At 74.2% G+C, this 25,326-nt stretch carries 22 protein-coding genes and 3 tRNA genes; 17 read left to right on the top strand and 8 right to left on the bottom strand.

Annotated elements, in window-relative coordinates:
- Positions 1-292 precede the first annotated feature (292 nt).
- The 3 genes from orn to ACIQBJ_RS32485 all read left to right on the top strand — a co-directional run bounded on the left by orn (position 293) and on the right by ACIQBJ_RS32485 (position 1,669).
- Positions 293-895, top strand: a complete 603-nt coding sequence (gene orn / locus ACIQBJ_RS32495) for an oligoribonuclease (protein ID WP_400717883.1) — start codon at positions 293-295, stop codon at positions 893-895.
- Positions 896-1,009: 114 nt separating this feature from the next.
- A tRNA-His gene (locus ACIQBJ_RS32490) sits at positions 1,010-1,085 on the top strand.
- 137 nt (positions 1,086-1,222) lie between these two features.
- Positions 1,223-1,669 carry a DUF4442 domain-containing protein gene (locus ACIQBJ_RS32485; RefSeq protein ID WP_400717880.1) on the top strand — a complete coding sequence of 149 codons (447 nt, stop codon included), beginning with the start codon at positions 1,223-1,225 and terminating at the stop codon, positions 1,667-1,669.
- 148 nt (positions 1,670-1,817) lie between these two features.
- Here the strand turns inward: ACIQBJ_RS32485 and ACIQBJ_RS32480 are convergent, their stop codons facing one another.
- Positions 1,818-2,882 (bottom strand): LacI family DNA-binding transcriptional regulator, encoded by a 1,065-nt coding sequence (locus ACIQBJ_RS32480; RefSeq protein WP_400717877.1) that lies wholly within the window; start codon positions 2,880-2,882, stop codon positions 1,818-1,820.
- 377 nt (positions 2,883-3,259) lie between these two features.
- Here ACIQBJ_RS32480 and ACIQBJ_RS32475 point away from each other — a divergent pair, with 377 nt between their 5' ends.
- The 5 genes from ACIQBJ_RS32475 (at position 3,260) to ACIQBJ_RS32455 (ending at position 8,984) form a co-directional block, all read left to right on the top strand.
- Positions 3,260-4,582, top strand: a complete 1,323-nt coding sequence (locus tag ACIQBJ_RS32475) for an ABC transporter substrate-binding protein (protein ID WP_400717874.1) — start codon at positions 3,260-3,262, stop codon at positions 4,580-4,582.
- 152 nt (positions 4,583-4,734) lie between these two features.
- On the top strand, positions 4,735-5,691 hold the full coding sequence (locus ACIQBJ_RS32470) for a carbohydrate ABC transporter permease (protein WP_400717871.1): 957 nt from the start codon (positions 4,735-4,737) through the stop codon (positions 5,689-5,691).
- A gap of 1 nt (position 5,692) precedes the next feature.
- Positions 5,693-6,610, top strand: a complete 918-nt coding sequence (locus tag ACIQBJ_RS32465; protein ID WP_400717869.1) for a carbohydrate ABC transporter permease — start codon at positions 5,693-5,695, stop codon at positions 6,608-6,610.
- Between the two features lie 62 nt (positions 6,611-6,672).
- On the top strand, positions 6,673-8,127 hold the full coding sequence (locus tag ACIQBJ_RS32460) for a GH1 family beta-glucosidase (protein WP_400717866.1): 1,455 nt from the start codon (positions 6,673-6,675) through the stop codon (positions 8,125-8,127).
- A 74-nt stretch (positions 8,128-8,201) separates the two neighbouring features.
- Positions 8,202-8,984, top strand: a complete 783-nt coding sequence (locus tag ACIQBJ_RS32455) for a hypothetical protein (protein WP_400717864.1) — start codon at positions 8,202-8,204, stop codon at positions 8,982-8,984.
- Between the two features lie 77 nt (positions 8,985-9,061).
- On the opposite strand, the gene ACIQBJ_RS32450 is transcribed toward ACIQBJ_RS32455, so the two are convergent.
- Together ACIQBJ_RS32450 and ACIQBJ_RS32445 are read right to left on the bottom strand one after the other, a co-directional pair.
- A complete protein-coding gene (locus ACIQBJ_RS32450) occupies positions 9,062-9,958 on the bottom strand; it encodes a spermidine synthase (protein WP_400717862.1) in 897 nt (298 codons plus the stop codon).
- Between the two features lie 157 nt (positions 9,959-10,115).
- Entirely contained in the window at positions 10,116-10,514 is a 399-nt protein-coding gene (locus tag ACIQBJ_RS32445; RefSeq protein ID WP_400717860.1) for a hypothetical protein, read from the bottom strand.
- A 335-nt stretch (positions 10,515-10,849) separates the two neighbouring features.
- Between ACIQBJ_RS32445 and ACIQBJ_RS32440 the strand changes: the two genes are divergently transcribed.
- Positions 10,850-12,247, top strand: coding sequence for a tetratricopeptide repeat protein (locus ACIQBJ_RS32440; RefSeq protein ID WP_400717858.1), 1,398 nt, complete (start codon positions 10,850-10,852; stop codon positions 12,245-12,247).
- A 66-nt stretch (positions 12,248-12,313) separates the two neighbouring features.
- Here the strand turns inward: ACIQBJ_RS32440 and ACIQBJ_RS32435 are convergent, their stop codons facing one another.
- Positions 12,314-12,970 (bottom strand): histidine phosphatase family protein, encoded by a 657-nt coding sequence (locus ACIQBJ_RS32435; RefSeq protein WP_400717855.1) that lies wholly within the window; start codon positions 12,968-12,970, stop codon positions 12,314-12,316.
- 258 nt (positions 12,971-13,228) lie between these two features.
- On the opposite strand from ACIQBJ_RS32435, the gene ACIQBJ_RS32430 reads away from it, so the two are divergent.
- The 7 genes from ACIQBJ_RS32430 (at position 13,229) to ACIQBJ_RS32400 (ending at position 19,253) form a co-directional block, all read left to right on the top strand.
- Positions 13,229-14,446, top strand: coding sequence for a hypothetical protein (locus ACIQBJ_RS32430; RefSeq protein WP_400717852.1), 1,218 nt, complete (start codon positions 13,229-13,231; stop codon positions 14,444-14,446).
- On the top strand, positions 14,443-16,053 hold the full coding sequence (locus tag ACIQBJ_RS32425; protein ID WP_400717850.1) for a hypothetical protein: 1,611 nt from the start codon (positions 14,443-14,445) through the stop codon (positions 16,051-16,053). Before ACIQBJ_RS32430 ends, ACIQBJ_RS32425 begins: the two co-directional genes overlap by 4 nt.
- A gap of 64 nt (positions 16,054-16,117) precedes the next feature.
- Positions 16,118-17,494: an AAA family ATPase gene (locus ACIQBJ_RS32420; RefSeq protein ID WP_400717847.1), complete on the top strand. Its 1,377-nt coding sequence runs from the start codon at positions 16,118-16,120 to the stop codon at positions 17,492-17,494.
- A 152-nt stretch (positions 17,495-17,646) separates the two neighbouring features.
- Entirely contained in the window at positions 17,647-18,045 is a 399-nt protein-coding gene (locus tag ACIQBJ_RS32415) for a hypothetical protein (RefSeq protein WP_400717845.1), read from the top strand.
- 167 nt (positions 18,046-18,212) lie between these two features.
- Entirely contained in the window at positions 18,213-18,755 is a 543-nt protein-coding gene (locus tag ACIQBJ_RS32410; protein WP_400717842.1) for a bifunctional DNA primase/polymerase, read from the top strand.
- Between the two features lie 76 nt (positions 18,756-18,831).
- Positions 18,832-18,905: transfer RNA gene (locus tag ACIQBJ_RS32405), tRNA-Lys, on the top strand.
- A 99-nt stretch (positions 18,906-19,004) separates the two neighbouring features.
- Positions 19,005-19,253 carry a hypothetical protein gene (locus tag ACIQBJ_RS32400; protein ID WP_400717840.1) on the top strand — a complete coding sequence of 83 codons (249 nt, stop codon included), beginning with the start codon at positions 19,005-19,007 and terminating at the stop codon, positions 19,251-19,253.
- Between the two features lie 73 nt (positions 19,254-19,326).
- Here the strand turns inward: ACIQBJ_RS32400 and pgi are convergent, their stop codons facing one another.
- The gene (gene pgi / locus ACIQBJ_RS32395) at positions 19,327-20,991 is read right to left on the bottom strand and encodes a glucose-6-phosphate isomerase (RefSeq protein ID WP_400717837.1); all 1,665 of its coding nucleotides are present in this window, start codon (positions 20,989-20,991) and stop codon (positions 19,327-19,329) included.
- Positions 20,992-21,163: 172 nt separating this feature from the next.
- A complete protein-coding gene (locus ACIQBJ_RS32390) occupies positions 21,164-22,744 on the bottom strand; it encodes a Na+/H+ antiporter (RefSeq protein WP_400717834.1) in 1,581 nt (526 codons plus the stop codon).
- Between the two features lie 111 nt (positions 22,745-22,855).
- Between ACIQBJ_RS32390 and ACIQBJ_RS32385 the strand changes: the two genes are divergently transcribed.
- Positions 22,856-22,929: transfer RNA gene (locus ACIQBJ_RS32385), tRNA-Lys, on the top strand.
- Positions 22,930-22,972: 43 nt separating this feature from the next.
- Here the strand turns inward: ACIQBJ_RS32385 and ACIQBJ_RS32380 are convergent.
- Both ACIQBJ_RS32380 and ACIQBJ_RS32375 read right to left on the bottom strand, forming a co-directional pair.
- Positions 22,973-23,353 carry a VOC family protein gene (locus tag ACIQBJ_RS32380; RefSeq protein WP_400717934.1) on the bottom strand — a complete coding sequence of 127 codons (381 nt, stop codon included), beginning with the start codon at positions 23,351-23,353 and terminating at the stop codon, positions 22,973-22,975.
- Positions 23,354-23,510: 157 nt separating this feature from the next.
- Entirely contained in the window at positions 23,511-25,193 is a 1,683-nt protein-coding gene (locus ACIQBJ_RS32375; protein ID WP_400717832.1) for a chitinase, read from the bottom strand.
- Positions 25,194-25,326 lie beyond the last annotated feature (133 nt).

Genomic DNA, 25,326 nt, shown 5'->3' with positions numbered 1-25,326 from the left:
CAGGGCCCGCCGCCCGCGCACGCGCACGCGCAGCCCTCGCCGGGCCAGCCGGTGCGGCCGAGCGCCGCGTACCCGGGCGGGCGCGGGTCGGGTCCGGACGGACGTCCGGACCGTCCGCTGGAGCACGAGATCGCGGAGGACGCGGTCGGCGAGCAGCCGAGCGCCCGGGGCCGTCGGGGAGCGCACCGCCCGGAGGCCGAGCCGGAGCGCGGGGCGCGCGGAGCCGCCGAGTTCGCCCCGGACGGCGCGCGTGCGGTGTCGGGGGCGCGTGATCGCGCCGTAGGGTGAGGGCGTGAATGACCGTCTGGTATGGATCGACTGTGAGATGACCGGCCTCGACCTCGATCGGGACGCCCTGATCGAGGTCGCCGCCCTGGTGACCGACTCCGAGCTGAACATCCTCGGCGAGGGCGTGGATGTGATCATCCGTCCGCCCGCCGAGGCCCTGGAGGGCATGCCCGAGGTGGTGCGGCAGATGCACACCTCCTCGGGCCTGCTCGACGAGCTCGCGGACGGCCTGACCATGGCCGAGGCGCAGGAACGGGTGCTGGCGTACATCCGCAAGCACGTGCCGGAGGCCGGCCGGACGCCGCTGTGCGGCAACTCGGTGGCGACCGACCGCGGGTTCCTCTCCCGGGACATGCCCGAGCTGGAGGGCCACCTGCACTACCGGATCGTGGACGTCTCCTCGATCAAGGAGCTGGCCCGCCGCTGGTACCCGCGCGCCTACTACAACAGCCCGCAGAAGGGCGGCAGCCACCGCGCGCTGGCCGACATCCGCGAGTCGATCGCCGAACTCCGCTACTACCGCGAGGCGGTGTTCGTCCCGCTGCCGGGCCCGGACACCGACACCGCGCGGGAGATCGCGGCCCGCCACCAGTTGCCCGCCTCCTGACCAGGACTCCGGTCCGGGAGGTCGGGAAAACCCTGGCGCAAGCACCCCTCGGCATCCTGTAGAGTTCTTCCTGTCGGAGCGGGAACGCGAAAGCGGGAAAGCACCTGACAGATGGTGGGTGTAGCTCAGTTGGTAGAGCACCTGGTTGTGGTCCAGGTGGCCGCGGGTTCGAGTCCCGTCACTCACCCCATCGAAGACGAAGGCCCCGATCGGTTCACCGATCGGGGCCTTCGTCGTGTCGGCGCAGCGTCGGCCGCAAGCGCAAGCACCCGGCCATGGAGGCGCTCGGCCATGGACGAAGAAGCTACCTGCCAGTAACATCGCGGCATGACCACTACCCCGATCGGCCAGCTGCTCACCGACACCGTCCCGATGGTGAAGACCCTGCAGTTGGAGTACCTGGAGACCAGCCCGGAGCGGGCCGTCCTGCGGCTGCCCGACCTGCCGGAGTACCGCAACCACGTGGGCGGTCCGCACGCGGGCGCGATGTTCACCCTGGCCGAGTCGGCGAGCGGTGCGATCGTGCTGGCCGCGTTCGGCGACCAGCTGGGCCGCGCGGTGCCGCTGCCGACGGTCGGCGAGATCTCGTTCAAGAAGCTCGCCCGCGGCGTGGTGACCGCCACCGCCACCCTGGGCCGCCCGATCGCCGAGGTGGTCGCCGAGCTCGACGAGGGCAAGCGCCCCGAGTTCCCGGTCACCGTCGAGATCACCCGCGAGGACGGCGCCGTCACCGGCGTGCTGGAGATCGTCTGGACGCTGCGCCCCAACTCCTGACCCGGGCGACTCCCCTGGCGGCCCGTGACCACCCCGGGCCGCACCCCGGGCCGCACCCGGAGCCGCACGCCGAAGCGCGCCCCGAACCCCCGGGCCGGGCCACCCACCGAAGCGCGCGTCGGGCCACGCACCGAAGCGCGCGCCCCGCTCAGGCCGAGTCGCGCACGATCAGCTCGGTCGCCAGCACCACCTGCCGCCGGGCCCGGCCGCGTTCGGTGATCTCGTCGAGCAGCAGCCGGGCCATGGTGCGGCCCATCTCCTCGATCGGCTGGCGCACGCTGGTCATCGGCGGATCGGTGTGCCGGGCGACGATCGAGTCGTCGAAGCCGATCACCGCGACGTCGTCCGGAATCCGCCGCCCGGCGGCCCGCAGCACCTGCATCGCCCCGGCCGCCATCACGTCCGAGGCGCAGAAGACGCCGTCCAACTCCGGTCGCCGGTCGAGGAGTTCGCGCATAGCGACCCGGCCGCCCTCCTCGGTGAAGTCGGCCAGTCCGACCAGCGCCTCGTCGTACTCCCGGCCGGCCTCCTCCAGCGCCCGGCGGTAGCCGCCGAGGCGGGCCTGGGCGACCTCCATGTCGAGCGGGCCGGTGAGGGTGGCGACCTGGGTGCAGCCGCGCCGCAGCAGGTGCCGGACGGCCATCCGGGCGCCGCCGGCGTTGTCGGCGTGGACGTAGCTGAGCGGTTCGAGGTCGCCGCGCCGGCCGGCCAGCACCGAGGGGATCTCCAGGCTCTCCAGCAGCCCGGGCAGCGGGTCGTCCCGGTGCACCGAGACGACCAGCACGCCGTCCACCCGCTGGGCGGTCAGGTAGGCCGACAGGCGGTCGCGCTCGCGCTGGTTGCGGACCAGGATCAGCAGCAACTGCATGTCCGTCTCGGCGAGTTCGGCCGAGACGCCGCTGATGATGTCGGAGAAGTAGGGCTCGGAGAACAGCCGGGTCTCGGCCTCGGGGACGACCAGCGCGATCGAGTCGGTGCGCGAGGTGACCAGGGTGCGGGCGGCCCGGTTGGGGACGTAGCCCAGTTCGGCGATCGCGCTCTGCACGGCCTCGCGGGCCTTGGTGCTGACCCGGGGCGAGCCGTTGATCACCCGGGAGACGGTGCCGCGGCCGACCCCGGCGAGGGCGGCCACCTCCTCCAGGGTGGGGCGTGCGCCTGCTCTGCCGCCGACGCCCGGCTGGAGCGCGTCGGGGCGTTGTGCGGTCGGGCTCATCGCTGCACCTCTCGGTCACTGGTCTCGGTCCCCGCCGGTACCCGCCCCGGAGTCGCCGGAACCGTACGGACTGTTCATTGTGGCCGGTCCCGCCGCGTTCCCCGGCATCCGGGGCAGCACCGAGGGGCCACCGTCGACGGTGACGGGGGCGGAAACGCTCCGGCAACGTTTATGTCACCACGTCTTGACACTCACCCCCGCGACACAGCAACCTTCCGGCATGCCAGCTGTGGGAGCGCTCCCACACTGTAGCCAAGATTCAGCGCACCAAGAACACCCACGAGCCTCTCCGTTTCCCCCCGGAACACACCCGGAACACACCCGGGACACCCCGGACCGACCACCGGACCGACCACCGGACAAAGGAGTTCGCCCCCATGCGCACCACCTCCCGCCCCCGCAGAGCTGCCGTCCTCGCCACCGCGGTCCTCGCCACCTCCGCCCTGCTGCTCACGGCCTGCTCGTCCGGCTCGGACAAGGGCGGCAGCAGCTCCGGCGACGCCAACGCGAAGATCACCCTGAACGTCGGCGACTTCGGCACCTTCGGCTTCAAGGAGGCCGGCCTGTACGACGAGTACATGGCCGCGCACCCGAACATCACCATCAAGTACGACACCGTCCAGGACGGCCAGAAGTACTGGGACGCGCTGACCACCCACCTGGCCTCGGGCAGCGGTCTGGCCGACATCCAGGCGGTCGAGGTCGGCTACATCGCGCAGGCCACCAACACCCTGGGCGACAAGTTCGTCGACCTCGGCAAGGCCGAGGGCGTCAACCCGGCCAACTGGCTGGACTGGAAGGCGAAGCAGGCCACCACCCAGAGCGGCTCGCTGATCGGCCTGGGCACCGACATCGGCCCGATGGCGATCTGCTACCGCACCGACCTGTTCCAGCAGGCCGGCCTGCCGACCGACCGCGAGGCGGTCGGCAAGCTGTGGGCGGGCGACTGGTCGAAGTTCGTCGAGGCCGGCAAGCAGTACCAGGCCAAGGCCCCGGCCGGCACCTTCTTCACCGACTCGGCGTCCGGCCTGTTCAACGCCGCGCTGTCGGCCGAGCCGGTGCAGTACTCGGACGCCTCCGGCAAGCTCGTCTACAAGGACAGCGCCGGCGTGAAGAAGGCGTGGGACCTCTCGGTCGCCGCCGCCCAGGCCAAGATCAGCGCCGGGCTGCGCCAGTTCCAGGACCCGTGGAACGCGGCCTTCGCCAACGCCAAGTTCGCCACCCTGGCCTGCCCGTCCTGGATGACCGGCATCATCAGCAAGTACTCCGGCGACTCCGGCAAGGGCAAGTGGGACGTCGCGGCCCCGCCGGTCGCCTCCAACTGGGGCGGCGCGTTCCTGACCGTCCCGAAGGCCGGCAAGCACACCAAGGAGGCCGCGGCGCTGGCCGCCTGGCTGACCGCCCCCGAGCAGCAGGCGAAGATCTTCACCAAGGTCGGCAACCTGCCCTCCACCGTCGGCGGCCTGCAGCAGCCCGCCGTCCAGGGCGCCAAGGCCGAGTACTTCAACAACGCGCCGACCGGCCAGATCTTCGCCGCCGCCGCCCAGGCCATCAAGCCCGCCCCGATCGGCGAGCAGGACGGCAACGTGAAGACGATCATCACCGACAACGGCATCCTCGACATCGAGGAGCACGGCACGGACCCGGCCAAGGCCTGGACCAACGTCACCAAGCTGGTCGACGACAAGACCGGTCACTGACAGGCCGCCGACCGGCCGCCGACCGGCCGGTGACCGCCCACTGATCCGGGCCGGCACCAGCCGGTAGCCGGTCCCAACTGCCCGGCCGGGTCCGCCCACCCGGCCGGGCGCCGTTCCGCCGCCCCTCGCCACCCCCGGGAAGGAAACCCCAAGTGGCCACCCACGTCCGCGCCGAGGCCCCGCCCGCGCGCCCCGCCTGGCGCTCCCGCCTGTACCGGTTCGACCTGAAGGCCGCCCCGTACGCCTTCATCGCCCCGTTCTTCCTCTGCTTCGCCGCCTTCGGCCTGTTCCCGCTGATCTGGACGGGCTGGCTGTCGCTGCACTACGTCGACCTGCTGAAGCCGGACGCGATGGAGTGGCGGGGCTTCGGCAACTACACCCGGCTGTGGTCCAACGACCAGTTCTGGACGGCGCTGCGCAACACCTTCACCATCGGGGTGATCTCCACCGTCCCGCAGCTGCTGACGGCGCTCGGGCTGGCCCACCTGCTCAACTTCCGGCTGCGGGCCCGGGGCTTCTTCCGGGTCGCGGTGCTCGCCCCGTACGCCACCTCGATCGCCGCCGCGACGCTGGTCTTCGTCCAGCTGTTCAACCCGGACTACGGCGTCGTCAACTGGCTGCTGGACGCGGTCGGCGTCCACCCGAACTGGTACGCCGACACCTGGCCCTCGCAGATCGCCATCTCCACCATCGTGACCTGGCGGTGGACCGGCTACAACGCGCTGATCTACCTGGCCGCGATGCAGGCGGTGCCGAAGGACCTGTACGAGGCGGCCAGCCTGGACGGGGCCAACCGGTGGCAGCAGTTCACCCGGATCACCATCCCGTCGATCCGCCCGACGATCATGTTCACCGTCATCGTCTCCACCATCGGCGCCACCCAGCTGTTCGGCGAGCCGATGCTGTTCGGCGGCGGCGTCGGCGTCTCCGGCGGCTCCGCCCACCAGTTCCAGACGCTCAGCCTCTACATGTACGAACTGGGCTGGCCCTCGCGCCAGTTGGGCCGCGCCTCGGCGGTGGCCTGGACGATGCTGCTGATCCTGCTGCTGATCGGCCTGGTGCAGTACCTGATCACCCGTTACCGCAAGCGCCACGAGCTGGGAGGCTGACATGGCCGCCACCCTGTCCACCCCCACCGCCGCCCGCGAGGCGGGCCCGAAGGGCGACCCGGCCCCCCGTCGGCTGTTCCGCCGCGGGGCCGGCGACCACGACAAGGCCGGTCCGGTCGCCTACGTGCTGCTCGCGATCGCCGCGCTGGTCTCGCTGTTCCCGCTGTACTGGACCTTCGTCGCCGCCTCCAACACCGGTGAGCGGGTGGCCCAGTCGCCGCCGCCGATGATCCCCGGCGGCGAACTGTGGACCAACGTCTCCACCGCCTGGGACCAGGCCGACATGGGCACCGCGCTGCTCAACTCGACCGTGGTGGCGGGCTGCGTGTCGCTGTCCACGGTGCTGTTCTCCACGCTGGCCGGCTTCGCCTTCGCCAAGCTGCGCTTCCGCGGCCGCAACGCGCTGCTGACCCTGGTGGTCGCCACCATGACCATCCCGCCGCAGCTCAGCGTGATCCCGCTCTACCGGATCGTCACGAAGCTGGACTGGGGCAACCACCTGCAGGCGGTGATCCTGCCCTCGCTGGTGGCCGCGTTCGGCGTGTTCTTCATGCGCCAGTTCCTGTCCGAGGCACTGCCGTTCGAGCTGATCGAGGCGGCCCGGGTGGACGGCGCGAACAGCCTGCGGGTCATCTGGCACGTGGTGTTCCCGGTGGCCAGGCCCGCCATGGCGGTGCTCGGCATGCTGGTGTTCGTCCAGTCCTGGAACGACTTCTTCTGGCCCTTCGTGGTCCTCACCCAGCAGAACCCCACCGTCCAGGTCGCGCTCTCGGCGATCGGCGGCGGCTCCGGCCACGACATCAACCAGGCCGTGATCATGACCGGCGCGCTCGTCGGAACCCTGCCGCTGCTGCTGATCTTCGCCGTTCTGGGGAAGCACATCGTCGGCGGGATCACGTCCGGCGCCGTCAAGAGCTGACCCTCGGAAAGCACCCGGCACAGCCCGCCCTGTCCACCCCCCAGCCATGGGAGCGCTCCCGTATGACCATGACCGATCCGACCACCGCCGCCCACGCCGCCGCGGCGGCCCCCCGGGTCGCCTTCCCGCCCGGGTTCGCCTGGGGCGCGGCCACCGCCGCCTACCAGATCGAGGGCGCCGCCGCCGAGGACGGCCGGACCCCGTCGATCTGGGACGTCTTCGCCAGGACCCCCGGCAAGGTGCTGAACGGCGACACCGGTGACGTCGCGGTGGACCACTACCACCGCTTCCGCGAGGACGTCCGGCTGATGGCCGACCTCGGGCTCACCTCGTACCGGTTCTCGCTGTCCTGGCCGCGCATCCAGCCGACCGGCCGCGGCCCCGCCGTCGAGCGCGGCCTCGACTTCTACCGCGCCCTCACCGACACCCTGCTGGAGCACGGGATCTCGCCCGTCGCCACCCTCTACCACTGGGACCTCCCGCAGGACCTGGAGGAGGCCGGCGGCTGGCCGGTCCGCGAGACCGCCCACCGCTTCGCCGAGTACGCGGCCCTGGCCGCCTCCGCGCTCGGCGACCGCATCCCGGTCTGGACCACCCTCAACGAGCCCTGGTGCAGCGCCTTCCTCGGCTACGGCTCCGGCGTGCACGCCCCCGGCCGCACCAGCCCCGCCGACGCGCTGAAGGCCGCCCACCACCTCAACCTCGGCCACGGCCTGGCCGTCGGCGCGCTGCGCGAGATCCTGCCCGCCTCCGCGCAGCTCTCCGTCTCGCTCAACCTGCACCTGCTGCGGCCGCTCACCGACACCCCCGAGGACCACGAGGCGGTCCGCCGGATCGACGCCGTCGGCAACCGGGTCTGGACCGGCCCGATGTTCAAGGGCGGCTACCCCGAGGACCTGAAGGCCGACACCGCCCACCTGGTGGACTGGGACGACCTGGTCCGCCCCGGCGACGAGGCCGAGATCGGCCGCCCGATCGACCTGCTCTGCCTCAACTACTACAACCCGACCGTCGTCTCGGCCCCGCGCGCGGAACTGGCCACCGCGGACGCCGCCCGCAACGACGGCCACGGTGCCAGCGACCACAGCCCGTGGCCCGGCTCCGAGGAGATCGTCTTCCACCTCGCCAACGACGACCTCACCGCGATGGGCTGGCCGATCGACGCCGGCGGCCTGACCGACTCGCTGCTCGGCATGCAGCGCGACTTCGGCCTCCCGCTGATGGTCACCGAGAACGGCGCCGCCTTCGAGGACGTGGTCGGCCCGGACGGCGAGGTGCACGACCCCGAGCGCCTGCGCTACGTCCGGCTCCACCTGGAGGCCGTCGCCGAGGCCATCGCCGCCGGGGCCGACGTCCGCGGCTACTACCTCTGGTCCTTCCTCGACAACTTCGAATGGGCCTACGGGTACAGCAAGCGCTTCGGGATCGTGCACGTCGACTACACGACCCAGCGGCGCACCCCGAAGAGCAGCGCCACCTGGTACTCCGAGGTGATCCGGCGCGGCGGGCTCGACTGACCCCGGGCCCGCGCGGCGGGCCGGAGGACGAGCGGCGGGCGTGACCGCGGGCGGTCCCGCTCGTTCTCCCCTGTGTGCGAACCAACTACCCGCAGCGGCCGCGACGTTCGGACACCTCCCGGGGCCGGTGGGGCCGGCCCGGGGCACTGGCGGCGGGCGGCATGATCGCCGCCCAGGTGTGGGGCCTCGGCCTCGGGGCGACCGGGGCCCGGGCCGCCGACCGGCCCGCCGACCCGGCCGCCCGCACCCTCGGGGGCACCGTCCGGGCCGAGGAGGGCGAGGTGCTCGCCCCCGTGCTGGACGGGACGGCCGGGGCCGTCGGCGGGATCGCCCCCGCCCCGGTGGCCGGCCTCGGCGGGGCCACGCACCTGCACCTCGCCCCCGGCACCCCCGGCCGGCTCCCGGAACTCCCGCTGCCCGGCCACCGCGCCGACGGCCCCGACGCGTTCGCCCTGGCGTCCCGGCTGCTCTCCGCCGTCCCCCCGCAGAGCCGCACCGAGGAGTCCGGCCGGGCCTCCCGCTCCGGCCCCGCGAACGGGCGCCCCGGCGAGACCGAGACCGCGGTCCCCGCCCAGCGCACCCCCGCCGCCGCCACCCCGGCACCCCCCGCTCCCCCGGCCGATCCCGCCCCCGCCCCGCCCGGCACCCCCCGCCCCGCCGCCGGCGGCACCCCGCCCCCGCCCTCCCCCACCGCCCCTGCCACCCCCGCCCCCACCCGCCTCGCCCTCGCCGCGGCCGCCCCGACCCACCCCACCGACACCGAGGACGCCGTCGCCGTCCTCCTGCCGATCGCCGCCGGCCTCCTCCTCACCGCCGCCGCCATGTACAAGCACCGCGGCCTCCCGGGCGGCCACTGAGCCCGTTCCCCGGGCAACCGGTATCACCCCCGGCCGGGAGCCCGGCGGGGGCACGGCGCTGACGGTTCGTCCGGGGGTCAGTCGAAGGCTTTCGGGGGCGGGGCCGGGGAGGGGACGGCCGAGGTGTCGGTGGTGACGGGGGCGCCGGCGGTGAAGTCGGTGAGGTCGCGGGCGTGCAGGAGGCGGGCCTGGGCGGGGTCGGCGGCGAGGCGGCGGGTGAGGTCGGCGAGCGGGAGGGGGGTGTGGGCGGCGGCGAGGACCAGGTTGCCGAAGCGCTTGCCGCGGAGCACGGCGGGGTCGGCGATCAGGCAGACCTCGGGGAAGACCGCCCGCAGGGTGGCGGCCTGGGCGCGGGCGAAGGCGAGCGTCCCGCCGTCGGTGATGTTGGCGGTGTAGCGCCCGGCCCCGGTGAGGGCGCGGGCGGCGAGCCGGACGAACTCCTCGGTGGCGCAGTGCGCGGGGACCCGGGCGCCGGCGAAGATGTCGGCGACGACCAGGTCGGTGGAGCCCTCGGGGGCGCGTTCCAGGACGGCGCGGGCGTCGCCGCCGCGCACCTTGATCTGCCAGCCGCGGTCCCACGGCAGTTCGGCCCGGACGAGTTCGGTGAGCGCGGTGTCGATCTCGGCGACCTGCTGGCGCGAGCGCGGCCGGGTGGCGGCGGTGTAGCGGGCCAGGGTGAGCGCGCCGCCGCCGAGGTGCAGGACGGTGAGCGGTTGGCGCGGCGGGGCGGCGAGGTCGATCAGGTGGCCGATCCGGCGCTGGTACTCGAAGCCGAGGTGCGCGGGGTCGGCGAGGTCGACCAGGGACTGCGGCGCGCCGTCGAGCAGGAGCTGCCAGGCGTGCGGCCGGTCGCGGTCGGGGCGCAGCTCGGCGGTGCCGGAGGCGACGGCGGCGGTGAGCGGGCCCTGGCTGTGCGCGCGGCCGGGGACGGGTTCGGCGGCGCGGCCGGGGTTGGTGGTGCGTGGGCGGCCCATGCGGCCATTATCGCGGTCGGCGACGGTGGGTGACGGAGGCGGCCCGCTGCGGCGTCGTCCGTTCCGCCCACCGAGACGGCACGGGACGACAGTTGCATGTCAACTACCGTCTGGGGCAGGTTCTCTGACGTGCCGTCAGAAGCGGCCCGCAGGGCGCTCAGAGCGGCCCGAGGCCGCCCGCGGTGAGGGTGGTGACGGCCTCGCAGAGCGCGGAGCGCAGCACCCACGCATCGGTGGGGCGGACGCACGGCAGGGAGCCGGAGGGCGGGATGATCCAGCGCGGGTCGTCGGTGGCGGGCAGGTCCGCGCCGGGGGTACAGGTGGAGCCGGGCAGGTGCCAGCCGAGGGCGGTGCCGGCCGGGACCAGGAAGGCGACGGCGGAGCCGCCGACGGTCTGCTGGACGGCCCCGCAGGCGCGCCGCAGCCGGAGGATGTCGACCGCCTCCAGGCCGTGCCGGACCGACACGGTGACCGTGTCGTACTGGACGACGCGTCCGGCGGCCTCCGGGCCCGGCCGGGCGGCCGGGTGCCGGTACTGGGGAACTCCGGTGGCCATGGGGGACCTCCTGTCACCTGGGGCGGCACGGAAACCGGGCGGCGCCCCGTCACCCGGTCGGGCGACGACGGGCCGGTCCGGGAGGGGGCCCGTACCTCCGGTGTCCGCGTACCAGCACAACGCGCGACCGGCCCGCGAGGCCACGGTCTCCGCTACAGCAAGCCGTGGCATTTCATGGCGGAACGCGGCAACTGCGTCCGGATTGTCCGTGATTGACCCACCCCGCCCCGGCGACCGCACGTGTTCGCACGGTGACGGCCGGTACTGTCGTGGCGACGCGGCGGTCCTCCCCCCGGGGCCGGCGCGACCACCCCGGCACGACCTCGGAGTGCAGCATGGCAGCCACGCGAGCAGGCGGTTCCCGTCCGGCGGCCGTCCCCAACCAGGCGATGCGCGCGCTGCGCGGCGACCTCTCGCCCGGGGAGTTCGCCACCCTGGTCCGCCGGGCCGCCCGGGAGATCGGCGAGCACGTGTCCTGCGACGCGCGCTACGTCGGCCGGGTGGAGTCCGGCGAGATCCGCTGTCCCAACTACGCGTACGAGCGGGTGTTCCGGCACATGTGGCCGGAGAAGTCGCCGACCGACCTCGGATTCGCCCCGCGCACGGTGGTGCGCGGCCGCGCCCCCGCAGCCGCCCCACCCGTCCCACCAGCCGTCCCACCAGCACTGCCCGCACCCACCGCACCGCCCGCCCCGCAGCGGCCTGACGAGGAGAACGACGACGTGCTTCGCCGTACGTTCCTGAACGGCGGTCCCACCGCCCTGGCGGCGGCGCTCGGCCTGGACCGGCCGGCGCCGCCGGTGGCCCTGCCGTCCGCGGCCGAGCGCCGCCGGGTGGGCGCGGCCGAGGTCCGGGAGGTCGAGCAGGCGGTCCGCGACATCCGGCTGCTGGACGACGCGCACGGCGCGGACGCCGTGTTCGAGCTGGCCGGGCAGTCGCTGCGCAGTGCCTACCTGCTGCTCAACGACGGCGACTACAGCGCCGGGACGGAGCGCCGCTTGCAGTCCGGCACCGGCGAACTGGCCATCTCGGTGGGCTGGTTGGCACACGACTCGAACCGGCTGGCGGACGCCCGCTCGTTCTACTCGGAGGCGCTGGCGACCGCCCGGATGGCCGGCGACCCGGGTCTGGAGGCCCACGTCTTCTGCAACGGCGCCTTCCTGGCCCGGGACGCCGGCCGCCCCCGGGAGGCGCTGCGGGCGGCGCAGGCCGGGCAGGCCGCGGCGGCGGGGCTGGGCTCGGACCGGCTGCTGTCGCTGCTGTCGCTGCGCGAGGCGGGCGGCTGGGCGCTGCTCGGCGACCGGTCGGCCTGCGAGCGGGCGCTGGGCCGGGCGTACACGCTGTTCGACCGGGGGCCGGGGGACGCCGATCCGGAGTGGATGTCCTTCTTCGGCGAGGCCGAGCTGGCCGGGCAGGACGCCCAGTGCCGGTCGGCGCTCGGCGACTGGGACCTGGCCGCCGAGCGGGCCGCCCGGGCGGTCGAACTGCAGGAGCCGCAGTTCGTCCGCAACCGGGTGCTGTACACCGCCGAACTGGCGCACGACCGGCTGGGCCGCGGCGACCTGGCGGGGGCGGCCGTGCACGGCTCGGCGGCGGTGGCGCTGCTGGACCGGGTCCGCTCGGCGCGCATCCGCGGCATGCTCGCGCACACCGCGGACCGCCTGCGCGGCCACGCCGCCGTGCCGGAGGTGCGGGAGTTCCTGACGGGGCACGACCGCGTGGTCGCGGCCTGAGCCCGACGACCGGCCGGGGCCGGTGCGCGGTCGGGGGCCGGTGCCCGATCAGGGACCGACGACCGGTCAGGCGTGCGTGCCGAGCCCGTCGAGGTGGCTGTGGTCGTTCCAGATCTCGACGGCGGGGCGGCCGTACTCCCAGGAGAGCACCGAGAGCGCGGCGGTGCCGAGCTTGAACTGCTGGGCGTGCTCGGCGTCGAGGCCGAGCCAGCGGACCGCCAGGATGCGCAGCAGGTGGCCGTGGGCGAACAGCACCACGTCGCGGTCGGCGCAGTGCATGGTGGTGGTGTCCGCGGCGGGGACGCCGTGCTCCTCGTTGAGTTCGGCGAGGAAGCCGTCGATCCGGCCGGAGACCTGGGCCAGGGTCTCGCCGCCGGGCACGCCGTCGCGCCAGATCAGCCAGCCGGAGTGGTCGGTGGCCCGGATGTCGGTGCCGGTGCGGCCCTCGTACTGGCCGTAGTCCCACTCCAGGAGTTCGGGGCGGTCGACGGCGCGGTCGCCGAACCCGGCGAGTTCGGCGGTCTCCCGGGCCCGGGAGAGCGGGCTGGTGTACACGGTGGCGCCGGGCAGGCCGTTCCACGGGGCGCGGGCCAGGCGCTCGCCGAGCGCGCGGGCCATCGCCCGACCCTCCTCGGTGAGCGGGACGTCGGTGCGGCCGGTGTGGCGGCCGGTGGCCGACCAGGAGGTCTCGCCGTGGCGGACCAGCACGATGCGGGCGGGCATGGGGGCTACCTCGTTCGATGGGGATGCGGTGCGCGGGCCGTCGCGGCCACCGGTCCATGATCCCCCACCCCGTCCCCGGACCCGCCGCGCCCTCGCCCGCCGAACGCGCCGAACGCACCGGGCCCGCCGGACGCACCGTCAACACGCCGGCCCCACCGGCTCCATCAGCCCCACCAGCCCCACCGTTCCGGCCGGACCCGCCCGTTCCGACCCTCGGACTCCGTTTTGTCGGCTCCGGATGCGAGACTGGGCCGCACCATGAACGTCTCGCACCTGGGGCAGTCCTCCCCGCCGCTGCGGCGGCTCTCCGAGCTGCGCGGCCCGGCGCCGCAGCGCAGCCTCGACGCCCGTGCCCTCGCCGCTCTCGCCGCCAATCCGGGGTGCCGCCGCCGCGCGCTGCTCGACGCCGCGGGCGTCGACAAGACCGCGCTGGCCCAGCACCTGGGCCGGCCCGCGCCGTTCGGCCAGTCCCCGTTCGCGATCCGGCGCGGGCTGCAGTTCGAGTCCCGGTTGAAGCAGGACGGGTACGCGGTGCTGCTGGAGCCGCTGCGCCGGCTGCTGGGGGTGCCGGAGGCCGAGGTCGCCTCGCTCGCGGTGCCGGACCTGCTGCCCGCGGCCGCCCCGGCGGCGCGCGCGGAGCGGACGGCGCTGGCGCTCGCCGAGGCCGCCGCGGACCCGGCGGCCTGGACGCTGCTGGACCACCCGATGCTGCGCCTGGAGGTGGCGGGCAGTCCCGCGTACCTGGAGCCGGACGCGCTGGTGGTGCACGGCGGCCGGTGCACCGTGGTGGAGATCAAGTCCTTCCCGGTGCTGGACGGTTCGGCCGATCCGGCGAAGGTCGGCGCGGCCGCCCGGCAGGCGGCGGTGTACGTGCTGGCGCTGCAGCGGGCGGCGGCCCTGGCCGCCGGGGTGCCGCTGGCCGAGGACCCTTACGCCGCACAGGAGTTGCCGGGTTCGCCGGAGTCCACGGTGCTGCTGGTCTGCCCGAAGGACTTCTCCAACCGCCCGGTCGCCATCCCGGTCGACGTGCGGCGCGAACTGTCCACCACCCGGCGGCAGTTGTCCCGGATGACGCGGATCGAGCAGCTGCTGGAGGCGCTTCCGGAGGGGGTGACCTTCGACCTGCGGCGGGACGACGCGGGAGCGCCGACCCGTCCGGTGGCGGAACTGGCCGAGGCGGTCGGGGCGGTGCCCGCCTCGTACGGCCCGGAGTGCATCTCCACCTGCGAGTTGGGCTTCCACTGCCGGGCGCAGGCGCGCTGCGCGGGCGCGGTGGAGCAGTTGGGCCGCGGGGTGCGCGGCGAGCTGGGGGCGCTGCGCACGGTGGAGGCGGCGCTGGAGGCGGCGGCCCGGGGCGGGTCGGAGGGCCTGGAGCCCGCGCTGTTCGAGGAGTTGGGGCTGGACGAGGCGTCCGAGCGGTTGGCGTACGCGGCCCGGCTGCGCGCGGAGGCGCTGGCGGCGGGGGGCCTGCGGTGAGCCTGCTGTCCACGCTGGCCCGGTTGGAGGCGGTGCGCGGGCAGCGGGCGGAGCCGGTGGCGACGGTGCGGCACCGGCACCTGTCGGAGCGTCCGATGGTGCTGGTGCCGCTGGCGGCGGCCGGTGAGGCGGGCGCCCCGCTGGCGGTGCTGCTGGGCACCGACCGGGACGCGCCCCGGCTGCACTTCGTGCCGCAGCCGCTGAACCGGACCCAGCGGTCGGAGTTCCTGGCCGCGACGGCGGCGGACGTGGTGCCGTACCTGGAGTCCTTCGGGTCCGAGGTGGAGCTGCTGGAGGGGTCGGAGAAGGACCCGGTGAGCGGCGAGAAGGTGCCGGTGGTGCGGGAGCTGTGCGCGGACGCGCCGCAGCTGATCGTGCCGAACGCGGGCGGGGTGGCGCACCTGGCGCTGCTCGGCCGGTCCACCCGGTTCCGCCGGACGGTCGAGGACCCGGACCCGGGCGACTACCCGGCGCCGACGCAGGTCCCGTTGCTGGGCCGGTGGTTGACGCACCTGACGGACCGGGCGCAGGTGCCGGGGTCCTCGATGCTGCTGGCGATGACGGGTCTGCTGTCCCGGCACTGGGCGACGGGGCAGAGCAACCTGGAGGACCAGCACCTGGCGGCCCGGCTGGCCTGGCACCTGGCGCCGGAGGGCTTCCCGGGGGCGGCGGCCGGGGCGGGGACGGGCGCGGCGGCGGCCGAGTGGGTGGAGTCGGCCCGGGGCGCGGACGGGCAGTTGGCGCACCCGTCGGCCGGTCCGACCACCGATCCGCGGTTCGACGAGCAGCTGCTGGCGCCGGGCATCCTGCGGCACGACGCGGCGGTGGCGGTCCGGGACCGGGCCGAGGCGGCCCGGGACGCCGCGGAGCTGCGCCGGGCGGCGGAGCTGGTGGAGCGGGCCCGGGCGGCGCTGGCCGGGGCGCTGCTGGCGGCGACGCTGCCGACCTGGCGGGACGTCTGGCGCGGGATCGACCTGCTGCGGGAGCTGCCGCCGGCCGGCCACCTGCCGGACCGCTGGGAGGGCGACCGCTGGTCGTTCACCATGCACCGGGACCGGCTGGCGGCGGGCGAGCCGCCGCAGCCGCGCCGGGACGACGCGGTGACGGCGGCCCGCAAGCTGGCCCAGCGCGAGCGCGAGCAGGCGAAGCTGGACATCCAGGAGGCGTTGGACGACCCGCTGGCGATGGCGGAGCGGCGGCTGTCCGGCGAGGCGTTCGCGGGCGAGGTGGTGGAGGTGGTGCCGGAGTGGTCGGCGGGCCGCTCCCCGAAGCCGCGTCCGCTGCTGGTGGTCCGCACCGGGGACCGGCCGCACGCCGATCCGGGGCGGGAGGTGCACCGGGCGCACGCGGAGCCGGCGCAGCGGGCGGAGATCGTCTCCTCGGCGCCGGGCGAGGTGGTGGTGCGGCTGCTGTCCGGGATGGGGCGGAAGAAGGACCCGGAGCCGGGCAGCGTGCCGGAGCCGGGCGACGCCGTGGTGTTCACGCTGTTCGAGCTGGCGCCGCGGCAGTCCGCGCCGCTGCCCGATCCGGCCGACACCCCGTGGACGCACGGCGGCCCGCCGGTGGTGGGCGCGGACGCGCCGGCCGGTGCGGACGAGTGGGAATGATCCTCCGACGAACCCGTCCGGGGCAGTGCGGCTGCCCGGGGCGACGAATCCTCCTGGAGCGCTGGTGACGGACCTTCAGCCCGCCCTGCCGCACGGCGCGTCGACGCCGGGCGAGGCGGCCGACCGGGCGGTGGCGGGCATCCTGGACGCGGTGGTGCGGCCGGTGCCGGGCGCGCCGCGCGGCGTGGTGGTGGACTCCCCGCCGGGGGCCGGCAAGTCGACGCTGGTGGTCCGGGCGGCCCGTGAACTGGTGGCCGCGGGCGAGCGGTTGATGATCGTGGCGCAGACCAACAGCCAGGTCGACGACCTGGTGGACCGGTTGGCGTCGAAGGCCCCGGACGTGACGATCGGCCGGCTGCACGCGAGCGACGCGAAGCCCGCGCCGGAGGTGCTGCGGCATCCGAACGTGACGGCGAAGGACAAGGTCGCCGACCTGCTGGAGCACGACGTGGTGATCTCCACGGCGGCGAAGTGGCAGTGGGTGAAGGTCGAGCGGCCGTGGCGGCACGCGATCGTGGACGAGGCGTACCAGATGCGCTCGGACGCGCTGCTGGCGGTGGCCCGGCTGTTCGAGCGGGCGCTGTTCGTCGGCGACCCGGGCCAGTTGGACCCGTTCACGGTGGTCGGCACCGACCAGTGGGCGGGCCTGTCGTACGACCCGTCCTCCTCGGCGGTGGTGACGCTGCTGGCGCACAATCCGGCGATCCGCCCGCACCGGCTGCCGGTGTCCTGGCGGCTGCCGGCCTCGGCGGCGCCGCTGATCTCCTCGGCGTTCTACCCGTACACGCCGTTCCGTTCGGGCACCGGCCCGGGCGAGCGGACGCTGCACCCGGGCCGGCCGGGGGACGGTTCGGCGGTGGACGCGGCGGTGGACGAGGCGGCGGCGTCCGGCTGGGCGCTGCTGGAGCTGCCGGCCCGGCACACGGTGCGGACCGACGCGCAGGCGGTGGCGGCGGTGGCGCGGACGGTGCGGCGGCTGCTGGAGCGGGAGCTGACGGCCCGTTCGGAGAGCGGCAGCGCCCTGCTGACGCCGGGCCGGGTGGCGGTCGGCACCGCGCACCGGGACCAGGCGGCGGCGGTCCGGGCCGAGCTGGCCCGGCTGGGCGTGCCGGTCGATCCGGCGCTCGGCGACTTCGTGACGGTGGACACCGCGAACCGGCTGCAGGGCCGGGAGTACGACGTGACGGTGGTGCTGCACCCGCTGTCGGGGCGGCCGGACGCGACGGCCTTCCACCTGGAGACGGGGCGGCTGTGCGTGCTGGCCTCCCGGCACCGGCACGCCTGCATCGTGGTGGCCCGGGCGGGGATCGCCGAGCTGCTGGACGAGCACCCGGCGACCGAGCCGGTGCAGCTGGGGGTGACGGTGAAGTTCCCGGACGGCTGGGAGGCCAACCACGCCGTGCTGGCGCACCTGGCCGCGCACCGGGTCCGGCTGGGCTGAGCGGCGCGCGGCCCGGCGCGGGGCGTGTTCACCCTGCGTGCACGCCCCGCGACGGGGAATAGCGCCCGGGGGCGCACCGTTCCGCTACCGGCGGTTCGCGCGCGACAATGGACGGCGGCCGTCTCCCCTGTCTCACCCGGAGGTGCACCGTCATGCCCGACTCGCGTCCGCAGGCGTCCGACCCGAGCGCTTCGCCGGTTCCGGCCGCCGTTCCGTCGGTGCCGGGTCCGGGGCGTCGGCTGCGTCCGGCCCAGCTGATCTTCGAGCCGGAGGGCTCGGCGCCCGAGCCGGAACGGTTCTTCGACCTGGAGTCGATCGCCGATCCGGCGCAACTGCTGTCCCGGTCGACCGAGTTGGCGCTGGCCTTCCGGGCCGCGGCGGAGCGCGCCACCGACTTCCAGGCGCTCGCGGCGGCGCAGCTCGCCGATCCGCGCCGGTTCGACGCGCTCTCCGCGGAGCAGATCGCCGAGCGGGCGGACTGGACGCCGGACTACGCGCTGAAGATGGTCGAGCACGGGCGGGCGCTGCAGCGGCGCGGCCCGGAGAGCTGACCGGCGGGCCGTCCAGGGCCGGCCCGCCGATCCGCCGATCCGCGGCCGAACAGGCCCGCGAGGCCACTGGCATATGCGGCGGGCGATGGTACGCCCTCGCGGCGGCCGGTGTCCGGCGAACGCGGTTTTCCCGGTGGCCGCGCTCGCGGCCGGTCCACGCTGGTCCGGTGGACATCTGGACCTATCAGTCGGTGGAGTACGTCAGCGTCGCCGGGGAGGCGTGGCTCGCCTCCGCCAGCGAGTACCCGAGCAGCATGCGCGCCCTGTGGGAGGCCCGGCCGTGGGCGCCCGCGGTGCTCCCCTGCGGCCGGGTCTTCGACGTGATCAGCCTGCCCGCGGTGTTCGGCCGCCGGGTGGTGGACGAGCTGTGGAGCTCGGGTCCGGGCTGCGGCCCGGTGGCGACCTACCGGGGCCGGACGCTGCTGTTCGTGCAGCCCGGCGCGGCGCCCCGGCTGCGGACGCTGCTGGCCTGGGAGGAGTGGGCGCGGGACGTGCCGCCGCTGCTCTGCCACGGCGCGGGCGACGCGGTGACGGTGCCGCCGGTGCAGCGGGCGCTGGACGCCCCGGAGAGCACGGCGAGCCGCTGGATCGTCGCCCCGGACACCCGCGAGCCCTGGCTGCCGGGCGCCCCGGTGGTGCTCTGGGCCTGCGTCCGGGCGGCCCGCGGCCGTCCGCGCGAGGCGGGCGACGCACCGCCGAACGCCCGCTGAACGCCGGGTGCCCGGCGGGCGGGAAACGGATTTTGGCTCCGACCCCGGCCGCTGCTAGAGTCTTCCACGTCAGCAGGCGCCGCTAGCTCAGTTGGTTAGAGCAGCTGACTCTTAATCAGCGGGTCCGGGGTTCGAGTCCCTGGCGGCGCACAGACGGTCGAAGGCCCCTCGCGGAAGCGGGGGGCCTTCGGCGTTCCCGGAGCCCGCGGGCGGCCCGGGGCCGCGTAAAGGACTGCTAATGTCCGCCGCATGGCGTCCGACGATCTCGATTCCGACTGGGCCGCCTGGCTGGACGCGGAGTTCGCGGGGGCCGAGGCGGCGGCGCTGCGCGGCCACCGGCGAGCGGTCCGGCTGTCCCGGGCCCGGCTGGTGGTGCTCTGGGCGGCCTCGGTGGCGCTGGCCTCCGGGCTGGGCTTCGCCCTGGTCTGGACCGCCCAGCACGGGCCGGCCCCGCGCCCGGCGGTCTCCACCTCGCCGACCGCCGGGCCGCACGGCTGACGGCGGGTCGGGGCAGCAGGAGCACGCGAGGGGCCCGGGGAGCGGTGCTCCCCGGGCCCCTCGTCGGACGTCGTCAGGAGCGGCCGCGCAGCTCCCGGTACTGGCCGACCAGGTTGGCGGTCGACGGGTCGAGCGCCCCGGTGCCCTCGCCGGTGAGCAGGACCGGCTCGATCTTCTTGGCGAGGACCTTGCCGAGTTCGACGCCCCACTGGTCGAAGGAGTCGATGTTCCAGATCGCGCCCTGGACGAACACCTTGTGCTCGTAGAGGGCGATCAGCTGGCCGAGGACGTGCGGGGTCAGCTCGGCGGCCAGGATCGTGGTGGTGGGGTGGTTGCCGCGGAAGGTCTTGTGCGGGACGAGCTCGGCGGGCACGCCCTCGGCCGCGACCTCCTCGGCGGTCTTGCCGAAGGCCAGCGCCTGGGTCTGGGCGAAGAAGTTGGCCATCAGCAGGTCGTGCTGGGCGACCAGGCCGGCCGACAGGTCGTCGACCGGGCGGGCGAAGCCGAGGAAGTCGGCCGGGATCATCTTGGTGCCCTGGTGCAGCAGCTGGTAGTAGGCGTGCTGGCCGTTGGTGCCGGGGGTGCCCCAGACCACCGGGCCGGTCTGCCAGGCCACCGGGTTGCCGTCGCGGTCCACCGACTTGCCGTTGGACTCCATGTCGAGCTGCTGCAGGTACGCGGTGAACTTCGACAGGTAGTGCGAGTACGGGAGCACGGCGTGCGACTGGGCGTCGAAGAACGCGCCGTACCAGACGCCGAGCAGGCCGAGCAGCAGCGGCAGGTTCCGCTCCGCGGGGGCGGTGCGGAAGTGCTCGTCCATCTGCCGGAAGCCGGCCAGCATCTCCTGGAAGCGCTCCGAGCCGATCGCGATCATCAGCGACAGGCCGATCGCGGAGTCGTAGGAGTAGCGGCCGCCCACCCAGTCCCAGAACTCGAACATGTTGGCGGTGTCGATGCCGAAGTCGGCGACGCCCTGCGCGTTGGTGGAGAGCGCGACGAAGTGCTTGGCGACGGCCTCCTCGCCGGCGCCGAGCCGCTCCAGCAGCCAGCTGCGGGCGGCGACCGCGTTGGTGACGGTCTCGATGGTGGTGAAGGTCTTCGAGGCGACGACGAACAGCGTCTCGGCGGCGTCCAGGTCGCGGACGGCCTCGTGCAGGTCGGCGCCGTCGACGTTGGAGACGAAACGGACCGTCAGGTCGCGGTCGGCGTAGGAGCGCAGCACCTCGTAGGCCATCGCGGGGCCGAGGTCGGAGCCGCCGATGCCGATGTTGACGACGTTGCGGATGCGGCGGCCGGTGTGGCCGGTCCAGGCGCCGGAGCGGACCCGCTCGGAGAAGTCGGCCATCTTGTCGAGGACGGCGTGCACGGCGGGCACCACGTTCTCGCCGTCGACCTCGATCACGGCTTCGCGCGGGGCGCGCAGCGCGGTGTGCAGGACGGCGCGGCCCTCGGTGGTGTTGATCTTCTCGCCGCGGAACATGGCGTCGCGCAGCTCGGCCACGCCGGTGGCGGCGGCGAGTTCGCGGAGCAGTTCCAGGGTGCGGTCGGTGACCAGGTGCTTCGAGTAGTCGACGAACAGGTCGCCGGCCTGCAGGGTGTAGCGCGTGCCGCGGTCGGGGTCGGCGGCGAACAGCCCGCGCAGGTGCTGGTCGCCCAGTTCCGCCCGGTGCTTCCCCAGCGCGGCCCACTGCGGGGTGCGGTCCAACGGGGTCCGGCCGTCGGCGGGGGTGTCCGGCATCGAGTGCTCCTAGCGTCGTACGGGTGCGGTTACCGGCGGGCGCGGCGGGAGGGCGGCGCCGGCCCGGCGGGTACGTGTGCGTGCGCCGGCTCCGTCGTCGGCCTCGTCCGTCCTCAACCCTATGCCCTGTTCGCGGCGGGCCACCGCCGCACCACGAGCGGTCGACGGACCGTCACTTCCTGGCCGACTGGAGGTCGAGTGCGCGCAGCACCCGGTCGGCGATCTCGGGGTCGCCGCCGGCCTCGCCGCGGGCGGCCAGCACCTCGCGGCGGGAGGCGGCGATCATCTGCTGCTCGACCGCGTGGGCCTGCCGCCACTGCTTGCCGCGGCGCTTCGCCTCCATCGCCTCCTCCTCCTCGTACTTCTCGGGGCAGAGCCGGGCCAGCCGGTCGTGCTGGCGTTCGCGGAGGCGTTCGGCGATCTCGGGCGGGAGCTGGTCCTGCTCCTCCAGTTCGGCGAGCCGGTGCAGCCCGGCCTTGGCGGCGCGCCACCACAGCTCGCGGACGGCCTTCTCGTGGGCGTCGCCGTCGCTGTCCAGGCCGAGCAGCTTGACCACGTACGGCAGCGTGAGGCCCTGCACGACCAGGGTGAACAGGACGACGCTGAAGGCGATGAAGACGATCTCGCTGCGGGCCGGGAAGTCCAGGCCGTCGTGCAGGGTGAGCGGGATGCCGAGGGCGAGCGCGACGGTGGCGACGCCGCGCATGCCGGACCACCAGAGCACCACGGTCTCGCGCCAACTGATCGGGGTGTCCTCCTCGCCGTGGCTGAGCCGCTTGGAGATCCAGGCGGCGGGCAGCAGCCAGAGCAGGCGGAGCACCACCACGGCGGCGATCACCGTCGCGGTGTCGCCGATCATGGTCTGCCAGGTGTCCTTGACGTCCTGCAGGACGGTGGAGAGCTCCAGGCCGATCAGGCCGAAGGCGACGCCGGTGATCAGGGTCTCGACGATCTCCCAGAAGGCGTTGCCGACCAGCCGGTAGGAGACCTCGTCGGCGTCGCTGGCCCGGTCGGCGAGGTAGAGCGCGCAGACCACCACGGCGAGCACGCCGGAGCCGTGCGCCTCCTCGGCCAGGACGTACGCGGCGAACGGCACCAGCAGGTTGAGCGCGACCTGCTGGGTGGGGTCGTCGAGCAGGCCGGCCAGTTTGGCGTTGGCCCAGCCGAGGCCGATCCCGACGGCGACCGCGACCAGCGCCGAGAGCAGGAACCGCTCGACCGCCCGACCCGCCGTCAGGTTGCCGTCCACGACGGCCTCGACGGCCAGCGAGTAGATGACGATCGCGGTGACGTCGTTGAACAGGCCCTCGCTCTCCAGCACCGCGGTCAGCCGCCGGGGCAGCCCGACCTCGCCGGCCACCGCGACGGCGGCGACCGGGTCGGGCGGCGAGACCAGCGCGCCGAGCGCGACCCCGGCGGCCAGCGGCGCGGCCGGCACCAGCCAGGAGAACACGCCCGCGACCACCGTGGTGGTGACCACCACCAGCGCGACGGCCAGCAGCAGGATCGACCGGATGTTGGCCTTGAAGTACCGGACCGAGGAGCGCCGGGCGACCGCGAAGATCAGCGGCGGCAGCACCAGCGGCAGGATCAGCTCCGGGTTGACCTGCACGTTGGGGATCTGCGGGATCAGCGCGAAGACCAGGCCGACCATCGTCATCAGCACCGGCTGCGGGATCCGGCTCCGGCGGGCCAGCGGCATCGTCACCACCGAGGCGAGCAGCACCAGGAAGAGCAGTGTCAGCTGGCCCACGGGGGTTCCTCTCGGCAGGCGCGGGTCGGGCCTGCTCAGCATACGTCCGCCCCCGGCCGGGCCGATTGTGTGTTTCGGCCGCTGACCAGGTAATGTTCTCCGCGTCAGCAGGCGCCGCTAGCTCAGTTGGTTAGAGCAGCTGACTCTTAATCAGCGGGTCCGGGGTTCGAGTCCCTGGCGGCGCACAGACGGTCGAAGGCCTCCCTCCGGGGAGGCCTTCGGCGTTCCTCAGGCCTCCCGCCGTTCGTTGACGCACAGCACGTTCCCGTCCAGGTCCTTGAACCAGGCGGCCCGCATGCCGTCGGCCTCGGCGACCCCGTCCAGGGTCTTCAGCCCGGGCAGGTCGTACTCCTCGAACACCACGCCGCGCCCGCGCAGCCCGGCCATCTCCGCGTCCAGGTCGGCGACCTTCCAGCTGGCCAGGGTGTGCCCGGCCTGTCCCCCGTACGGCGTCTCGTACATCCCGAACTCGGTGCCGCCACAGCGGAACACCACCTCCTCCGGGCTCTCCCGGACCGGGTCCAGCCCGAGCGTGTCGCGGTAGTACGCCACGGCCCGCCCGAGGTCCGTCACCGGGATCACCGCGGCGAGTGGAGCGTCTGCCAGCATCTCCACCACCTCCTCCTCTCCGCCCCAGGCTGACACCGCGCCCCCGCACCCGCGAGCCCCGGCGTCCACCTCCTTCGGTCTCCCCGGCCCCCCGGGGACGGCCGGAGGCCGACCACCCCCCCGGCGGTCGGCCTCGGCCCTGCTGCTGCCCGGCGGATCAGCCGAAGTAGCCGTGGAAGTTCTTCGAGAACTCGTTCCCGTTGTAGTTGTCCCAGTTGATCGACCAGGTCATCAGGCCGCGCAGGTTCGGCTGCTTGCCGGCCCGCGGGGTGTAGGAGCCGCAGCCGGTGCCCTTGGTGAGGCAGTCCAGCGCCTGGTCGACCGCGGCCGGGGCGACGTAGCCGTTGCCGGCGTAGGTGTTGGCGGGCATGCCGATCGCGAGCTGCGAGGGCTTGAGCGCCGGGAACATGTTGTTGGTGTTGCCGGCCACCGGGAAGCCGGTGAGCAGCATGTCGGTCATCGCGATGTGGAAGTCCGCGCCGCCCATGCTGTGGTACTGGTTGTCGAGGCCCATGATCGAGCCCGAGTTGTAGTCCTGGACGTGCAGCAGCGTGAGGTCGTCGCGCAGGCCGTGGATGACCGGCAGGAAGGCGCCGGCCCGCGGGTCCTGGCCGCCCCAGGGGCCGGAGCCGTAGTACTGGTAGCCGAGCTGGACGAAGAAGGTCTCGGGCGCCATGGTGAGCTGGAACTTCGCGCCGTACTTGGCCTTGAGGCTCTTCACCGCGGAGATCAGGTTGGTGATCACCGGCGTGGTGGGGTTCTTGAAGTCGGTGTCGCCGGTGTTGAGCGACAGCGAGTGGCCCTCGAAGTCGATGTCGAGGCCGTCCAGGCCCCACTTGTCGATGATCGCGGAGACCGAGTTGACGAAGTTGTCGCGGGCCGCGGTGGTGGTGAGCTGCACCTCGCCGTTCTGGCCGCCGATCGACAGCAGCACCTTCTTGCCCTTGGCCTGCTTGGCGGCGATGGCCGCCTTGAAGTCGGCGTCGGACTCGACGCCGGGGCACTCGGTGACCGGGCAGCGGTTGAAGTGGATGGTGCCGCCGGTGATGGAGTCGGGTTCGCCGAAGGCCAGGTCGATGATGTCCCAGCTGTCGGGGACGTCGGCCATCTTCAGGTAGCCGGCGCCGTTGGCGAAGCTGGCGTGCAGGTAGCCGACCAGGGCGTGGCCGCCGGGCGGCGGCGGGGTGGTCGGGCTGCTGGAGGTGCTGGGGCTCGCCGAGGTGGACGGGCTCGCGGACGTCGACGGACCGGCGGAGGTGGACGGGCTCGCCGAGGTGCTGGGCGAGGCGCTGGCGCTCTTCGACGGGGACGGCGAGGTGCTGGGCGCGCCGGGGCCGTCGAGGGAGACGTCGTCCGCGTAGTAGGTGCCCTGGCCGTACCAGCCGTGGGTGAAGACGGTGGCGGAGGTCTGGGTGGCGGTGGTGGTGAAGCTGACCGAGAGCTTCTGGAAGGCGCCGCCGGTGCCGGGCGTCCAGGTCGAGGTGCCGCCGTTGACGCCGAGGTAGACGTAGGAGCCGTTGACGTAGGCGCTGAGCGTGTACGTGGTGCTGGGGGCGACGGCGACGGTCTGGGTGCACTGGGCGGTGTCGGACCCGGACGCGGCGCCCGCGAGCGCGTACGTGCCGGTGCGGGCGTGGCCGGTGACCACGGAGCCGGTGGAGCCGGTGCAGCTCCAGGGGTTCAGGGTGCCGGACTCGAAGCCGCCGTTGACCAGGAACTCGCCGGCCGAGGCCGACCCGGCCAGGCCGAAGCTGACCGCGACGGCGCCCGCGGCCGCCACCGCCCAGGCCGTTCCGGCGGCGAGCAGCCGCTTCCTGCGGGGAGTTCGGGGAGTGTGCATGTGGGGATGCTCCTGCCTCTGTGTGGGGGACGTCCTGCTCCACCCGCCGGGCTGTGGGGTTCCCGGCCCGGGGCGTGCCGCCGCACCGGCACGCACCCTGGGAGTTGGACTAGACCACTGAACCGGCTCCGCC

The sequence above is a fragment of the Kitasatospora sp. NPDC088391 genome, assembly GCF_044753345.1.
Lineage (GTDB): Bacteria > Actinomycetota > Actinomycetes > Streptomycetales > Streptomycetaceae > Kitasatospora.
This window is presented reverse-complemented; position numbering and strand designations above follow the sequence as displayed.

What these genes read in the sequence shown, in the direction of transcription:
- pgi (WP_400717837.1), bottom strand. Translation starts at nt 20,991, where the DNA reads ATGCCGGACACCCCCGCCGACGGCCGGACCCCGTTGGACCGCACCCCG.
- ACIQBJ_RS32485 (WP_400717880.1), top strand. Translation starts at nt 1,223, where the DNA reads ATGACCACTACCCCGATCGGCCAGCTGCTCACCGACACCGTCCCGATG.
- ACIQBJ_RS32465 (WP_400717869.1), top strand. Translation starts at nt 5,693, where the DNA reads ATGGCCGCCACCCTGTCCACCCCCACCGCCGCCCGCGAGGCGGGCCCG.
- ACIQBJ_RS32375 (WP_400717832.1), bottom strand. Translation starts at nt 25,193, where the DNA reads ATGCACACTCCCCGAACTCCCCGCAGGAAGCGGCTGCTCGCCGCCGGA.
- ACIQBJ_RS32400 (WP_400717840.1), top strand. Translation starts at nt 19,005, where the DNA reads ATGGCGTCCGACGATCTCGATTCCGACTGGGCCGCCTGGCTGGACGCG.
- ACIQBJ_RS32415 (WP_400717845.1), top strand. Translation starts at nt 17,647, where the DNA reads ATGCCCGACTCGCGTCCGCAGGCGTCCGACCCGAGCGCTTCGCCGGTT.
- ACIQBJ_RS32435 (WP_400717855.1), bottom strand. Translation starts at nt 12,970, where the DNA reads ATGCCCGCCCGCATCGTGCTGGTCCGCCACGGCGAGACCTCCTGGTCG.
- ACIQBJ_RS32460 (WP_400717866.1), top strand. Translation starts at nt 6,673, where the DNA reads ATGACCATGACCGATCCGACCACCGCCGCCCACGCCGCCGCGGCGGCC.
- ACIQBJ_RS32475 (WP_400717874.1), top strand. Translation starts at nt 3,260, where the DNA reads ATGCGCACCACCTCCCGCCCCCGCAGAGCTGCCGTCCTCGCCACCGCG.
- ACIQBJ_RS32440 (WP_400717858.1), top strand. Translation starts at nt 10,850, where the DNA reads ATGGCAGCCACGCGAGCAGGCGGTTCCCGTCCGGCGGCCGTCCCCAAC.
- ACIQBJ_RS32430 (WP_400717852.1), top strand. Translation starts at nt 13,229, where the DNA reads ATGAACGTCTCGCACCTGGGGCAGTCCTCCCCGCCGCTGCGGCGGCTC.
- ACIQBJ_RS32450 (WP_400717862.1), bottom strand. Translation starts at nt 9,958, where the DNA reads ATGGGCCGCCCACGCACCACCAACCCCGGCCGCGCCGCCGAACCCGTC.
- ACIQBJ_RS32480 (WP_400717877.1), bottom strand. Translation starts at nt 2,882, where the DNA reads ATGAGCCCGACCGCACAACGCCCCGACGCGCTCCAGCCGGGCGTCGGC.
- ACIQBJ_RS32445 (WP_400717860.1), bottom strand. Translation starts at nt 10,514, where the DNA reads ATGGCCACCGGAGTTCCCCAGTACCGGCACCCGGCCGCCCGGCCGGGC.
- ACIQBJ_RS32380 (WP_400717934.1), bottom strand. Translation starts at nt 23,353, where the DNA reads ATGCTGGCAGACGCTCCACTCGCCGCGGTGATCCCGGTGACGGACCTC.